The organism is Streptomyces sp. NPDC050145 (assembly GCF_044460245.1).
Lineage (GTDB): Bacteria > Actinomycetota > Actinomycetes > Streptomycetales > Streptomycetaceae > Streptomyces.
The window spans coordinates 514,914-529,704 of record NZ_JBITJS010000001.1 but is presented as its reverse complement, the minus strand read 5'-3'; the positions used below and the strand labels follow the sequence as shown (position 1 = coordinate 529,704).

9 protein-coding genes are annotated in these 14,791 nt (G+C 70.4%); 6 read left to right on the top strand and 3 right to left on the bottom strand.

Translation table 11 applies throughout. From position 1 onward, the window contains the following. The first annotated feature begins 6 nt into the window (after positions 1-6). The 4 genes from ACIBTU_RS02600 to ACIBTU_RS02585 all read left to right on the top strand — a co-directional run bounded on the left by ACIBTU_RS02600 (position 7) and on the right by ACIBTU_RS02585 (position 8,213). The gene (locus ACIBTU_RS02600) at positions 7-1,395 is read left to right on the top strand and encodes an alpha-L-fucosidase (RefSeq protein ID WP_399124045.1); all 1,389 of its coding nucleotides are present in this window, start codon (positions 7-9) and stop codon (positions 1,393-1,395) included. A 46-nt stretch (positions 1,396-1,441) separates the two neighbouring features. After that, the gene (locus tag ACIBTU_RS02595; protein WP_399124044.1) at positions 1,442-2,731 is read left to right on the top strand and encodes an alpha-L-fucosidase; all 1,290 of its coding nucleotides are present in this window, start codon (positions 1,442-1,444) and stop codon (positions 2,729-2,731) included. Positions 2,732-2,799: 68 nt separating this feature from the next. Then, entirely contained in the window at positions 2,800-5,979 is a 3,180-nt protein-coding gene (locus tag ACIBTU_RS02590) for a GH92 family glycosyl hydrolase (protein ID WP_399124043.1), read from the top strand. A gap of 47 nt (positions 5,980-6,026) precedes the next feature. Beyond that, the gene (locus ACIBTU_RS02585) at positions 6,027-8,213 is read left to right on the top strand and encodes a family 20 glycosylhydrolase (RefSeq protein WP_399124042.1); all 2,187 of its coding nucleotides are present in this window, start codon (positions 6,027-6,029) and stop codon (positions 8,211-8,213) included. 48 nt (positions 8,214-8,261) lie between these two features. Here ACIBTU_RS02585 and ACIBTU_RS02580 read toward each other — a convergent pair whose 3' ends face one another. Together ACIBTU_RS02580 and ACIBTU_RS02575 are read right to left on the bottom strand one after the other, a co-directional pair. Beyond that, positions 8,262-9,116: a S1 family peptidase gene (locus ACIBTU_RS02580; RefSeq protein ID WP_399124041.1), complete on the bottom strand. Its 855-nt coding sequence runs from the start codon at positions 9,114-9,116 to the stop codon at positions 8,262-8,264. A 217-nt stretch (positions 9,117-9,333) separates the two neighbouring features. After that, on the bottom strand, positions 9,334-9,804 hold the full coding sequence (locus ACIBTU_RS02575) for a hypothetical protein (protein ID WP_399124040.1): 471 nt from the start codon (positions 9,802-9,804) through the stop codon (positions 9,334-9,336). 499 nt (positions 9,805-10,303) lie between these two features. Here ACIBTU_RS02575 and ACIBTU_RS02570 point away from each other — a divergent pair, with 499 nt between their 5' ends. After that, a complete protein-coding gene (locus ACIBTU_RS02570; RefSeq protein WP_399124039.1) occupies positions 10,304-11,989 on the top strand; it encodes a M4 family metallopeptidase in 1,686 nt (561 codons plus the stop codon). A gap of 158 nt (positions 11,990-12,147) precedes the next feature. Continuing rightward, complete coding sequence (locus ACIBTU_RS02565; RefSeq protein WP_399124038.1) at positions 12,148-13,851, top strand: SpoIIE family protein phosphatase; 1,704 nt, start codon at positions 12,148-12,150, stop codon at positions 13,849-13,851. On the opposite strand, the gene ACIBTU_RS02560 is transcribed toward ACIBTU_RS02565, so the two are convergent. Further along, positions 13,803-14,789, bottom strand: a complete 987-nt coding sequence (locus tag ACIBTU_RS02560; protein WP_399124037.1) for a LysR family transcriptional regulator — start codon at positions 14,787-14,789, stop codon at positions 13,803-13,805. The genes ACIBTU_RS02565 and ACIBTU_RS02560 overlap by 49 nt on opposite strands. Positions 14,790-14,791 lie beyond the last annotated feature (2 nt).

Sequence of the window (14,791 nt, the reverse complement as noted above, 5' to 3'; positions counted from 1 at the left end):
TTCACCGTGGCCACCAAGGAGAATCCCCTGCTGCGCTTCGACCGACGCACCGGTCCCGACCTCGGTGCACAGACACCCGTCTACCCGTCCGCCTCCGTGCCGGGCTGGTACACCGACGCCAAGTTCGGCATCTTCGTCCACTGGGGCATCTACTCGGTACCCGCCTGGGGCACGCCGCGCGACCCCGGCGTCCACACCCCCGTAGAGCTGGAGTACGCCCACCATCCGTACGCCGAGTGGTACGCCAACACCGTGCGCATCGCCGGATCGCCCACCCGACGGTTCCACGAGGAGACGTACGGCGTGGGCACCTCGTACGAGGACCTGGCCGACCTCTGGACGGCCGAACGCTTCGACGCCGACGCGTGGATGTCCCTGTTCGCCGAATGCGGCGCGCGCTACGTCGTGCCCACGGCCAAGCACCACGACGGCTTCTGCCTCTGGGACTCGGACACCACCCCGTTCACCACGGCACGCCGCGGGCCCCGCCGCGACCTGCTGGCCGAGCTGAGCGGCGCCGCACGCCGCCACCATCTGCGCCTCGGCCTGTACTTCTCCGGCGCCCTCGACTGGCACGTGAGCACGCTGCCGCCGATCCGCTCGCTGACGGACCTGTTCGAACTGCGCCGCAACGACAGGTCCTTCGCCGACTACGCGCACGCACAGCTCGACGAACTCGTCGAGCGGTTCCGGCCCGACTACCTCTGGAACGACATCGACTGGCCGGACGACGGCAAGGGCAGCGACCACCGGGACCTGGCCGCGCTGTTCGCCCGCTACCTCGAGCGGGTGCCCGACGGCCTGGTCAACGACCGCTGGGGCGTGCCGTACCACGGCGTGCGCACACGCGAGTACCTGACCGAGCAGGAGCCGTCCGAGCCGGTGTGGGAGGCATGCCGGGGACTGGGGCAGTCCTTCGGCCACAACGCGGCCGAGGACGACCGGCATCTCCTCAGCACCGCCGAGCTGATCCGGCTGCTCGTCGACACCGTGGCCAAGAACGGCAATCTGCTGCTCAACGTGGGCCCGCGAGCCGACGGCTCGCTGCCCGAGAGCCAGGTGTCGCGCCTGCGCCGCCTCGGACAGTGGCTGCGGGTCAACGGCGACGCCGTCTACGGCACCCGGCCATGGCGCCGCCACACCGACGCGGCCGGTCATCCCGTCCGCTACACCACGCACGAGAAAACCCTGTTCGTCACGGACCTCGCGCCGGACCAGGGACGGCTGACGCCGGCCCCTGATGTCGCCGAGCTCGCCGCCGGCCGCCCCGTCAGCTGGCTCACCGCGGCCGGCCGTCAACGAGCGGCGACGGACCCGGACGGCACGGTGATCGTGCCGGAGGAGCTGCGGGGAGCGGCCGCGGCCGTGCTCGCCATCGAAGGCGGCGTCGAATGACGACGAGTACCGAGCGATTCCCTCACCCACCGACGGAGCTGTCACGATGACTTCGCAACGCTGGTTCACCGACGCCAAACTCGGCATCTTCATCCACTGGGGCGTCTACAGCGTCGACGGCGTCGCCGAGTCCTGGTCGTTCTTCGACGGCCGGGTTCCGTACGACCGGTACATGACGCAGCTCGACCGGTTCACCGCCGACCGCTTCGACCCCGACACGTGGGCGGACCTCTTCGTCCGCGCGGGCGCCCGCTACGCCGTGCTCACCGCCAAGCACCACGACGGAGTCGCGCTGTGGGACACCGGTGCGAACGACCTGTCGGTGGTCAAGCGCACCCCCGCCGGACGTGACCTGGTCGCCGAGTACTTCGCGGCGCTGCGCCGACGGGAGGTGAAGGCCGGCCTCTACTACTCCCACCTGGACTGGTCCCACCCGGACTACGCCACGGTGCGCAAGCCCGACCAGGACCCGGCGGAACGCGGCAACCCCTACTCGATGCCCGCACCCGGCGAGGAGGACCCGGCCCGCTGGAGGAACTTCCTGGACTTCCACCGGACCCAGGTCCGCGAGCTCCTGGAACGCTTCCAGCCCGACCTTCTGTGGTTCGACGGCGAGTGGGAGCGAACCCCCGAACAGTGGGGCATGGACGCTCTGGCCACGGAGATCCGTACCCGCTCACCGCACACCGTCGTCAACGGCAGACTGACCGGCCACGGCGACTACGCGACGCCCGAACAGGGTGTGCCCATCGAGCCGCCCGCAGGCCCGTGGGAGCTGTGCCTGACCATCAACGACTCCTGGGGCTACCAACCCCAGGACACCCACCACAAGTCGCCGCGGCAACTGGTCCGCATCTTCGCGGAGACCATCGGCGGTGGCGGCAACCTGCTCCTCGACGTGGGTCCACAGGCCGACGGCACTCTTCTCCCGGAGCAGGTCGCCCGTCTGGAGGCCCTGGGAGAGTGGATCGGCCGGCACTCCCCCGCCGTGTACGGGACGGACCGGGGTATGCCACACGGCCACTTCTACGGCCCGTCGACCCTCTCCGCCGACCGCAGGACGCTGTATCTCTTCGTCTTCGACCGCCCCAACGAATTCGTCGTCCTGCGCGGTGTACGCAACGCGGTGACCTCGGTGCGGGTGCTCGGCGCGGACACGGAGGTACGGCACGAGCGCGTCGGCGGCCTCGACGAGGTGCCGGGCTGGGAGTACATCCACCTCACCGACGACCACATCGACCCGCTGTGCACCGTCCTGGCCCTCGAACTCGACGGCGAACTCGACCTCTACCGGACGCACACGCGCGACGGGGCCGCCTCCGATGCCACCCCGTAGGCCCCGGCGACCCCAAGCCTGACAACGATGTCTCACCCGGTCAGCATTCAATCTCTCAGGGAGAGTCCATGCGATTGCCGAGACCAGTCCGTCTGGTCCGAATCCTGTCCGTCCTGGCCTCCGCGGCCGTCCTGATCAGCGGTACGCCGGCCACGTCCGCGACCGCGTCACCAAAGGCCGGGCCGTCGTTCCCCGAGGATCCGACGGCGTATGTGAACACCTCGATCGGGAACAACGGGTCGGGTACGACGTTCCCGGGGGCGGCGCTTCCCTTCGGGATGGTGCAGAACAGCCCGGACACGCGGCTCAACTCCTATGCCTCGTACGACTACGCGGACTCGAAGATCCTCGGATTCAGCCAGACGCACCTGTCCGGCGTCGGCTGCCAGACCAACGGGAACATCCGCCTGATGCCGGCGCCGGGTGCCTTCCCCGGAACGCGGCCCGATCAGCAGGCGGCCGGCTTCCGCCACGCCGACGAGAAGGCCGAGCCCGGCTACTACAAGGTCGGTCTGGACAACGGGGTGACCGCCGAGCTGACGGCGACCGCACGGACCGGGTGGCAGCGCTACACCTTCCCGGCGGACGCCGACCGGCGGACCGTGGTGGTCAACGTCGGCTCCAGCAACGGCTACACGTACGCCGGACACGTGGACGTCGTCGGCGACGACACGGTCGAGGGCTGGATCACCGGCGGCAACTTCTGCTGGGAGACGGGCAAGGAGCGGTACAAGGTCTTCTTCAGCGCCAAGTTCGACCGGTCGTTCGACACCTTCGGCACCTGGGCCGACGGTGATGACGTCGCCTCCGGACGGCGGTCGGCCGCCATCAGCGGTACGTCGTCGGACGGTTCGCGGGCCGACGGCGGCGCGATGGTCGGATTCAGCGGCAGTGGCCAGGTGGGTGCGGCCGTCGGCATCTCCTACACCTCGGTCGACGGCGCCCGGCTCAACCGCCGTACGGAGAGCGCGGATCAGTCCTTCGACTCGGTGCGGGCCGCCGCGCACCGGACCTGGGCGCGCCAGCTCGACCGGCTGCAGGTCGCCGGCGGCAGCGAAGCCGACCGGCGCACCTTCTACTCCGCGCTGTACCGCGCGACGCTCCATCCGTCGGTCGGTTCCGACGTCGACGGGCGCTACATGGGCTTCGACAAGGAAGTGCACCGCAGCGACCGGCCCTACTACCAGATGTTCTCGCTGTGGGACACGTACCGGACGCAGAACCAGCTCGTCGCGCTGCTCGAACCGCGCCGCGCGACCGACATCGCGAAGTCGCTGCTGCACGTCTACCAGGACGGCGGCTGGCTGCCGCGCTGGGCTCTCGGTTCGAGCGAGACCAACGTGATGAGCGGGGAGGGTCCGACGCCGTTCATCACCTCCCTGTACGCCCGCGGACTGCTCGACAAGCCCACCGCGCGCGCCCTGTTCGACGCGCTGTGGAAGAACGTCACCGAAGTGCCCTCGGACCAGTCGGTGTTCCGCGGCCGTGACGGCAATCCGACGTACACGCGCAACGGCTGGGTCGGCTACCAGGACAAGGGCGGCTACACCTGGGGCGACTCCCGTCAGGCCGGGTCGGCGACGCTGGAGTACGCGCTGGCCGACTGCGGTCTGGCCGACATGGCCGGCGGTCTCGGTGAGACGGCGAAGGCGAAGACGCTGCGGGCACGGTGCGGGAACTTCGCCAACGAGTGGGACCTCGGCGTGAGTTCGAAGGGCTTCGACGGCTTCCCGCGCGCCCGCACGCCCCAGGGCACCTGGGCCGGGAGCTCCGATCCGACGCAGAGCACCGGCTTCCACGAGGGCACCGCGTGGCAGTACCAGTGGCTGGCGCAGCAGGACGCTCCGGGTCTGTTCGCACTGATGGGTGGCAAGGCCAAGGCGCAGCAGCGTCTCGACACCTTCTTCGACATGCCGGAACTGCTGCGCGACCACACGGGAGTGGCGAAGAAGTCGTGGGTCGTCGGGGCGTACGACTACCACAACAACTTCGCGTTCAACCCGAACAACGAACCCGATCTGCACGCGCCCTGGATGTACGCGTGGACGGATCAGCCGTGGAAGACCTCCGCGGTGCTGCGCGCCGCACAGCCGCTGTTCACGGACGACGCCTACGGCATGCCCGGCAACGACGACCTCGGCACTCTCTCGTCCTGGTCGGTCTGGTCGATGATCGGCGTCTACGAGGTGATGCCGGGCTCCGCCGAGTACGTGCTGAGCGCACCGATGTTCGACCGGGTGCGGATCCAGCCGGACGGCGGCCGGCCCGTCGACATCGTCGCGCCGGGTGCGGACCGGGCGAAGCTGCAGTACGTGTCGTCGGTGCGGGTCGGCGACCGGGACTGGACGAAGTCGTGGATCAGGCACGGTGATCTGCTGAACGCGGGCACCGTCCGGTTCGCTCTCACCTCCGACCCGTCGAGCACCGACTGGGGCCGGGGAAGCGACGATCGGCCGCCGCGGCACGGCACGGTGGACACCGGGGTGCGGCCGTACTCCTCGCTGCCCGGCGCCAGTCCGGCGCTCCTCGCACCGGGCGAGAGCCTCAAGGCGAGCGTGGGGGCGGCCAATCTCACCGGCTCCCGCGCCGAGGTCGCCTTCACCGCCGAGGCCTCAGACGCCTCCGACGGCATCACCGTGACTCCGTCCTCGGGCCGGCTGACCGTCGACGCCGGCGGCCGGACCTCCACCGAGGTGACGATCGCCGCGGGCGACTCCGCCAAGCCCGGCCCGCGCACCGTCAAGGTCACGATGACCGACGCGTCGACCGGTGCGCCGCTGGGCAGCACGTACCTCTCCCTGAAGGTCACCTCGCTGTCGTACGGCAAGCCGGCCACGCAGAAGAGCACCGCCTGGGGCGGGGTCGCGGCACGGGCCGTCGACGGCGACACCGACGGCAACTACACCGTCGGATCGGTCACCCACACCGCCGAGGACGGTTCGGCGGAGCCCTGGTGGCAGGTCGACCTCGGGGCCTCGAAAGCCGTCTCCGACGTCACGGTGTGGAACCGCACCGACTGCTGCTCGGAGCGCCTGACCGACTACTACGTCCTCGTCTCCGACACCCCGTTCACCGGCGACTCGCTCGCCGAGGTGCTCGCCCAGCCCGGTGTGACCGCCGTCCACCGCACGGACACCGCCGCCACGCCGACCGAGGTCCCGGTGCGGACCTCGGGACGGTACGTCCGCATCCAACTCGCGACCAACGTCCCCCTGTCGCTCGCCGAGGTCGAGGTGAACCCGTCATGACACAGAACTCCGGAAGACAGCCTGGTCCCCGGTCGAGAAAGGGCCGCGTGACCGCGTTGTCACGGCGCGCGTCGGCCACCACGGCGGCGCTGGCCCTGTGCGCCGGCCTGCTGACGGCGCTGGGCGGTTCACCGGCGAGCGCCGACGGCGGCCGGCCGGTGATGACCGACCCGGGATTCGAGTCCGGCACCTTCGACGGCGGGCAGTACTACCACGCCTCCCTCGTCGCTCCGGGCGCCTCGGGGTCGGGCCACGCGGCGCGGGTCGGACTCGGGTACGACGGGGACAGCCGCTACCCGCGGGGCGGCAACCTGCCGGTGCGCGGTACGGGCGTCTCCCGCGGCATGGTCAACAAGCCGATCCGGCACGTCGAACCCAACACGGTCTACGAGTTCACGGCCAAGGTCCGCGCCGAGGGCGGCGCGTCGGTGCGGGTCGGTGTCTTCGACGCCGAGAGCGTGGCGTACTACCGGGGCGCCGCGCACTACGTCGACGTCACCGACTCGGCCTGGACCACGGTGAAGCGCACCGTCACCACGGGGCCGCGCACGAGCGAGCTGAACGCGTTCTGCTTCCTGAACGAGCTGGGCAGCGGCTCGGGACCGGGCTACTGCGACGACTTCACGATCCGCGAGGTCGGCCCGGCGGCCGACCCGGCACCCGCACCCGCAGGTGACACCCGGTCGCCGGGAGCGAACGGGTTCCCGGTCACCATCCCCGCGGTGCAGTCGTTCACGCGTCGCGAGGGCGGGTCGTGGCGGCCGCAGGGTGACCTCACGGTCTCTGTGCGCCGCGGGCAGGCCGCCGCGCTGCGCGGTGACGCCGAGCGGGTCGCCGAGGCGTTCGTCGAGGCCAAGCTGGTCCGGACGGCCACGGTGCGCGTGGTGGACGATCACGCGCCCGTGCCGCGCGGGATCCTGCTGACCACGGGAGGGGTGGACCTGTCCGCCGCGCCGGCCAAGGCGCGGGCCCTGTCGTCCCAGGCCTACCGCCTGGACATCGACGAGGACGCCGTCGTGGTCACCGGTGGGTCCGGCACGGGTACGTACTACGGCGCTCAGACCGTCCTGCAGGCCCTGCGGTCGGCCGGGCGGCTGCCCGGCGGCGTGGTGACGGACTGGACGGACCAGGCCTTCCGCGGGCTTCAGGTCGACTCCGGGCGGCGCTACTACTCGCTCGGCTGGCTGAAGAACCAGATCAAGGATCTGGCCTACACCAAGATGAACTACCTGCAACTGCGGGTGAAGGACGACCAGGGCCTTCGGGTGGAGAGCGCGGTGGCGCCGGAGCTGGTCGACCGGCTGCCCGCGGGCGGGTCGTGGACCAAGGCCGAGATCGCCGACCTTGTCGCGTTCGCCCGTCGGTACCACGTCACCATCGTCCCGGAGATCGACGTACCCGGGCACAGCAGTCTCGACCTTCAGGTGTATCCGCACTACGCGCTGCCGGGGAACACGGGGTACGACTACTCCCGTGCCGATGTGCGGGAGCGTCTGGCGCGGTGGGTCCGCGAGATCGGGGAGACGTTCGACGCGCCGTACGTCCACCTCGGAGGCGATGAGTTCTTCGACGCGGACAACCCACGGCTGCTGTCCTGGGTCCGCGGTCTCGCCGGCCCGGAGGCCACCGGCGAGGACGGCTACAAGGCCCTGTTCAACTACCTGTCGGGGCAGCTCGCCAAGGACGATCGTGGCACCTGGATGTGGAACGACATGATCAGCGACCCGGCCGGCGGCGCCGTCCGGCTGAGCCGCGACATCACGATCGACTACTGGGCCGAGATCTACGACGCGCCACCCGCGAACGCCTATCTCGACGCGGGCTTCACCCTGATCGGCTCGTCCTCCGACCTCTACCACGACCTGTGGCCGCCGCTCACGGCCGACAACAAGAACAACACCATCAACCAGCCGTGGCCGACCGACCAGTGGACGACGTACGGCAGCCCGTACGTGTACTCCGGCGGCTGGGGCGCCCCCTACAGCGTGCCTGCCGAGAGCAGAAGCGTCGGGCAGTTCTTCCCGATCTGGGACGACCCGCACGGCTGGGCCCCCGAGTACGTCCTCACCCAGACGCTGCTGCCCCGGCTGCGGGTGCACGCCCAGTCGGTGTGGAACTCGCCCGACCCGGTGCGTGACTTCGCGTCCTTCGACCCCTACCTGCGAAGGCTCGGTCACGCGCCCGGCTTCCGACAGCCGGTCGAAACACTCGAGTTGAACCCACCGCAGCAGTGAGCTGTCCCGGGGCTCCCCAGGTCCTGGGGAACCCCGGTGCTGGTGGTCTCAGTACATCGACACCTTGTACTTGGCGAGGGCCTCGGGCACCGGCTGGAAGAACGTGGTCCCGCCGACCGTGCAGTTGCCGCTTCCGCCCGAAGTGATACCCAACGCCTTGCTGCCGTCGTACAGCGCGCCTCCGGAGTCACCGGGTTCGGCACAGACGTTGGTCTGGATCATCCCGCGGACCGTGCCGCCTCCGCTGTAGTGCACGGTGGCATCGAGCCCTGTGACCGTGCCGCTCTTGGTGCCGGTGGTGGAGCCGCTGCGCTTGACCGGCTCCCCCACGTAGGCGTCGGCCGCGGTGTAGCCGCCCGGGTGGGTGAGCGAGGCGTTGTCGTAGCGTACGAGCGCGTAGTCGTTGCCCGGGAAGCTCGAGCCGACGGTGGGTCCGATCAGTGTGGACTGCGCGGAGTTGGCGTACCAGGTGTTGGCCACGTTGCCGCAGTGACCGGCGGTGAGGAAGTAGTAGGTGCTGCCCTGGACGACGTTGAAGGCGACTGAGCAGCGGTACCCGCCGCCGTAGATGGCGTCACCGGGGCCGAGCAGCTGGGTGAACTTCCCGGGGCTGCGTTCGATGCGGAGCGCTCCCGCGTCCGCACCCGCCGTCTTCCGGATCTTCGTGAGCGCGGCCTCGGACACCGTGCTGTCGGCCGTGACGACGACCTGGCCGCTCGCCCGGTCGACGTACCAGGCGGTGCCGCCCACATCGGCCTTGAGGACGGCCTGGTCGACCTTGGCCAGTCGGGCGTCGCCGTAGGCCTTGGGCGGGGCGGCCTGTGCCTGGGGAAGGGTGAGTGCGGTGGTGGCCAGCAGGCCGGTGGCGGCGGCGGCGATCGCGGTGATGCGCTTGAGTCTCACAGAAACTCCTCCTCGCGGTGGGCACGGCCACCAGCTGGTGGCGTGCTCCTGCCAAGTGCGCAGTTCTGCGGTGAGTATGAGGATGAGTCAGGGGGTGCACAAGAGTGCCGTGCGCTTCCCTCCGCAATGCGGAGAGGTCCCCCCTGACCACCGTCGTCGAATCCCGGCTCACGCTCTGCCGGGTCCATCGCGTGGACGGGCGACGGAGCGGATCAGATCAGTCGCACATGTGGCCCCAACCCATCGCGGGCCGCCAGGTCTTGGTGCTCGCGGTACCGCCCTTCTCCTTCCAGGAGAACCTCGCCTGCACCTGGAAGCTGTTCTTCGGCCACCGGCACGGGTTGACCGAGGACGTTCCCGCCAGGTCCTCGGTGCCGTGCCAGCCGTCGTCGTCCTGGGCGGACTTCACCGTCAGCGTCTCCGTCCCGTTGAAGCGCAGGAGCTTCACGTCGTTGACCTTCACCGTGTAGTTGCCTCCGCCGGCGACGTCGGTGATCTTCGCCCGTGCCCAGTACGTATCGGTCTCCCTGTCCCACCACACCGTCGCGCAGCGCCTGACCTGTTTGCCGTAGCACTCCCAGCCGCTTTCCGCTGACGCCACGGACGGAGTGAAGACGATCGATACCCCCGCCGCCGCGACGGTGAGTGCGCCGGCGGTGCCGATCCGGCCGAGCTGCCTGAGCCTCATGAGGTTCCCTTCCGATGCCCCCGAGGCCGTGGTCCGGCGCCGGGTCTCCAGTGATGGCGACGGGAACGCTAGCCCGGAATTCCGAGCGAACCGTGCGACGTGCGGGCCTGTTGCCCCGCAGTGACAACGTTCGGATGCAGCTGCCGCTGCCGTGACCGCCCGGGGACAACCGGAAGAAGGGACTTCGGTGTGCCGCCGCAACGGATCGGGTGTTGCTGCCCGCTATGCCGCGGGGAGGATGCGCTCTGATCCCGGGTCAGATGGCGATACATGCTGAAGATCCGCGGCCGACGATGTTTCAAAGGTGCACGGGCGCCCAGGGATCCGACCTTCGGGGTCCACGCGGCCATCAGCCAAAGGATCTTCACGAGGGTGTTGTTCCCGAGGCGATAGTGCGGCAACTAGCGTCAACCTCACACGGCGCGGACGTCACCCCTGTCCCAAGCGCCACAGGCCGGTCACGCATGCCGGCCGTCTCCCCCCATGAGAAGGAGCTCGAGTGAGCCCCTTGCACTCGCGCCGATCGCGCACCAAGCTCACCGTCATATCCGCGGCCGCCACAGGCTCCCTGATATCGGGCGGGCTGGCCATCACCGCCTTCGCGGGCAACCCGGGCGCCCCCACCACGGCCGGATCACCGACGACCGCGGGCCTCCCCGGCGCCGCCCCGGTCGAGCTGACCGAGGCCGAACGCGCCGAGCTCATACGCCAGGCGCAGACCGGCGCCGAGGACACCGCACGCCGGATAGGCCTCGGCGCCAACGAGAAGCTCATCGTCAAGAGCGTCGTCCAGGACGTCAACGGCACCGTCCACACCCGCTACGAACGCACCTACTCCGGCCTCCCGGTGCTCGGCGGCGACCTCGTCGTCCACACCTCCGCCTCGGGCGGCTCCAAGGGCGTCACCAGAGCACGCAAGGGCACCGTAGAGGTGGCCACGCTGACGCCGGACGTCGCTCCCGACACCGCACAGCAGCAGGCGGTGTCCGCCGCCGAGACCCAGGGCTCCGAGCGGACCACCGCCGACGGCGCACCGCGCAAGGTCATCTGGAACGTCTCCGGCAGGCCCGTCCTCGCCTACGAGACCGTCGTCGGCGGCCTCCAGGACGACGGCACACCCAACCAGCTGTACGTCATCACCGACGCCTCCACCGGCAAGAAGCTCTTCGAGTACCAGGCCGTCGTGACCGCCACGGGCACCGGCAGGAGCCAGTACTCGGGCAAGGTCGGCCTGAACACCACCAAGTCGGGCTCGCGGTACCAGCTGAAGGACGCCGCCCGCGGCGGCCACAAGGTCTACAACTCGAAGCACACGACGGGCACTTCGACCGGATCCCTGTTCACGGACAAGGACAACGCCTGGGGCGACGGCAGGGCCTCCAGCTCCGCCACCGGCCAGACCGCGGCCGTGGACGTCGCCTACGGCGCCCAGAAGACCTGGGACTTCTACAAGGACACGTTCGGCCGCCTCGGCATCAGGAACAACGGCCAGGCCGCCTACTCGCGGGTCCACTACGGCGACCAGTACCAGAACGCGTTCTGGTACGACGGCTGCTTCTGCATGACCTACGGCGACGGCAAGGGCAACACCCACCCGCTGACCGAACTGGACGTGGCCGCCCACGAGATGACCCACGGCGTCACCAGCAACACCGCGGGCCTGCAGTACACCGGTGAATCGGGGGGCCTGAACGAGGCGACCTCCGACATCATGGGCACCGGCGCGGAGTTCCACGCCAAGAACGGCAGCGACGCCGGTGACTACCTCATCGGCGAGGAGATCGACCTCAAGGGCGACGGCACCCCGCTGCGCTACATGGACAGGCCCAGCAAGGACGGCGCCTCCGCCGACTACTGGAGCCCCAGCGTCGGCGGCCTCGACGTGCACCATTCGTCGGGCGTCGCCAACCACTTCTTCTACCTGCTGAGCGAGGGCAGCGGCGCCAAGACCGTCAACGGGGTCTCCTACGACTCCCCCACGGCGAACGGCGCCAAGGTCACGGGCATCGGCCGCGCCAAGGCGCTCCAGATCTGGTACAAGGCGCTGACCACGTACTTCACGTCGACCACCGACTACGCGGGCGCCCGCACCGGCACGCTCATGGCCGCACGCGACCTGTACGGCTCCGGCGGCACCGAGTACAAGGCGGTGCTCGCGGCCTGGTCCGGGGTCGACGTCAACTGACGCAGATCAGCCAGGCACGGTGGGGCGGGCGCCCAGGGAAACCTCTTCTGGCCGGGCGGGCCAGAAGAGGCTGGCCGGCTTCTCCACCGGGCAGGCCGCATGCCGTCCTGTGGTGGGAAGGTGGTAGGAAGGGCGGCCTGGAAAGGCAGGTGAACGCAATGGTCGAACCGCTGCCCGGGGCCTACGACGACACCCGGTACGACGAGGCCCGCGCAGCACGTGTTCCGGCTGATCTGGCCTGGCTGAATGCGGCCGGGCGGCAGATCGGGACCACGCTCGACCTGCGGCGTACCACGCAGGAGCTGGTCGACTTCGTAGTGCCGACGTTCGCCGACGGCGCGGCCGTCGACCTGCTCGAGTCCGTACTGCGTGGCGCTGAGATCGACCGCTGGCGAGGGCCGGGCATGCCGGCCATGCAGGCGATGGCCATCGCCTGGATTCCGCAGGTGCGGATGATCGAGGCGACCCCCGTCGGCAGCGCCAGCTCGTTCGCCACCTACGGGAAGAGCGCGCTGGCTTCCGGCGAGCCGGTTCTTGTTTCCCGGGTGACCCCCGAGGACTTCATGAAGATCGCCTCCACTGCGAGCGGCGCGGGCCAGTTGCGCGCCGCCGGCGTGCACAGCTATCTGGTCGTGCCGGTGGTCGCTCGTGGTGTGTTGCTGGGGCTCGCTGACTTCGTGCGCTCCGGTGACCGACCCGGTTTCGACCAGGCCGACGTCGCGCTCGCGACCGAACTGCTCGGGAAGGCGGCGGTCGCCGTCGACAACGCCCGCCTGTACCAGCGGGAGCGCGACACGGTGGTGACGCTCCAGCACAGTCTGCTACCGCGCGAGTCGCCCCCCACTCTTCAGCTGGAGGTCCGTCCCAGCTACCTGCCGGCCCTCGACCGCCGTGTGGCGGGCGGCGACTGGTTCGACATCGTGGGGCTTCCCGGCGGCCGGACCGCCCTCGTGGTGGGCGATGTCCTCGGCGGCGGTCTGTCGGCGGCCGCGACGATGGGGCGCCTGCGCGGAATCGCCCGCGTCCTGCTCTCCCTGGACACGGTGCCGGAGCGGGTGCTCGCCCGGCTGGACCTGGCCGCGCGTGACCTCGACGAGGAGCAGGTCTCCACCTGTCTGGTCGCTGTCTACGACCCGGCTGACGGCAGCTGTGCCCTGGCCTCCGCGGGGCACGTGCTTCCCATCGTGGTCGACCGGTTCGGCGACGCCCGCTTCGTCGACCTTTCGGTGGGCGGGCCGATCGGGGCCGGCGCGATCCCTTACCAGGGCGCCCGGATCACGTTGCCCGAGGGGTCACGCCTGATGCTGTACACCGACGGCCTCGCGAAGACGCGAAGTGGTGACCTGGCGCAGGATCTGGAGCGCCTGCGGCAGGACGGGGCCTCGATGCCCGCCGGGTCTCCGGCACCCGGTGTGGACGAGCTGGCCACACCTGAACGATTCGATGATGCCGTCCTGCTCGTGGCCGATACACACGATGCGGCAGAGGATGTGCGGGTGTGGGAGCTGCCCTCCGACACGTCGGCCGGCAGCTTCGCACGGAAGGTGGTGCGCCGGCAGCTGGCCGACTGGGGGCAGCCGGAGTTGCAGGATTCCGCGGAGCTGGTGGTCAGCGAGATGGTCGGCAACGCCATGCGTTACGGGAAGGGGCCGGGACCGCTCAGGCTCGTGCGGCACGGCCGCGTGGTCGTGGAGCTCGCCGACCGGGGCCCCGACCTGCCGCAGATCCAGTTCGCGGCGCCGACCGACGAGGGCGGCCGGGGACTGCAACTGATCAACATGCTGTGCCGCCGGTGGGGAGCCTGCCGGACGGTCTACGGCAAGTCGGTCTGGGCGGAACTCGACCTGCCGCCGGAGCCGTAGTCCGGCTCCTCGATGGCGTCACGTGGTGGTGACGTGGCCGCGACGGCGGCGGACAGGAGTTCGGCGAGGGCGTCGACGACGGGGTGGGACGCCCGGGGGCGGGTGACGGCGAGGACCTCGCGCTCGGGGTGGTCGGATTCGGGGATGCCCTCAACGCGGGTGAGTGGCCGGGCCGGGTCGTGCCAGCCACGGACGACGGAGGCCGGTACGAGCCCGACCGCCAGTCCCTGGGCGATCAGTGCGAGGGCGGTGTGGTAGTCGTCCGTCTCGTACCGCACGGCCGGGTCGAGGCCGGTGCGGTGGGCCCAGCGCTGCAGCAGGCGGCGGTCAGGGGTCCCCCGGTGTCCGGCGGCCCAGTCGGCTTCGCGGCAGTCGTCGAGCGTGGCGCGGCCGGTGCCGCGTGCCGCCATCAGCCAGAGCGGTTCCTTGCCGAGGTCGCGGATCTGCAGGTCGGCGGCGCTGGGCGGGTCTTCGGGGAGATAGCGGTAGGCCAGCAGCAGATCGATCTCTCCGGTCCGCAGTCCGCGCAGACCGTCCACCGGCTCGGTCTCCGTGACGTGCAGCACGACATCCGGGTGGGCCCCGCGCAGCTCGGCCAGCGCGGTGGGGAGCAGGCGTCCGGCCGCCGTCGCGTAGACGCCGATGCTGACCTCCGGCGCGCCGGACCGGGCGATGTCGTCGGCCAGGCGCTGAAAGTCCGCGGTGGCCGCCAGGACGTGGGCGGCCGCGTCGGCGAGCGCGCGCCCGGCGGCGGTCGGGGTCACACCGCCGCCCGGGCGGCGGGAGAGCAGCTCCGCCCCCACCTGCTGCTCCAGCCGGGCGATGTGCTGCGACACCGCCGAGGGGACGTAACCCAGTGCGGCTGCCGCGGTGCTCATCGACCCGTGCCGCATCACCGCGAGCAGGGTCCGCAACAGCCGGGGGTCGACGCTGTTCATGG

What these genes read in the sequence shown, in the direction of transcription:
- ACIBTU_RS02565 (WP_399124038.1), top strand. Translation starts at nt 12,148, where the DNA reads ATGGTCGAACCGCTGCCCGGGGCCTACGACGACACCCGGTACGACGAG.
- ACIBTU_RS02590 (WP_399124043.1), top strand. Translation starts at nt 2,800, where the DNA reads ATGCGATTGCCGAGACCAGTCCGTCTGGTCCGAATCCTGTCCGTCCTG.
- ACIBTU_RS02575 (WP_399124040.1), bottom strand. Translation starts at nt 9,804, where the DNA reads ATGAGGCTCAGGCAGCTCGGCCGGATCGGCACCGCCGGCGCACTCACC.
- ACIBTU_RS02595 (WP_399124044.1), top strand. Translation starts at nt 1,442, where the DNA reads ATGACTTCGCAACGCTGGTTCACCGACGCCAAACTCGGCATCTTCATC.
- ACIBTU_RS02560 (WP_399124037.1), bottom strand. Translation starts at nt 14,789, where the DNA reads ATGAACAGCGTCGACCCCCGGCTGTTGCGGACCCTGCTCGCGGTGATG.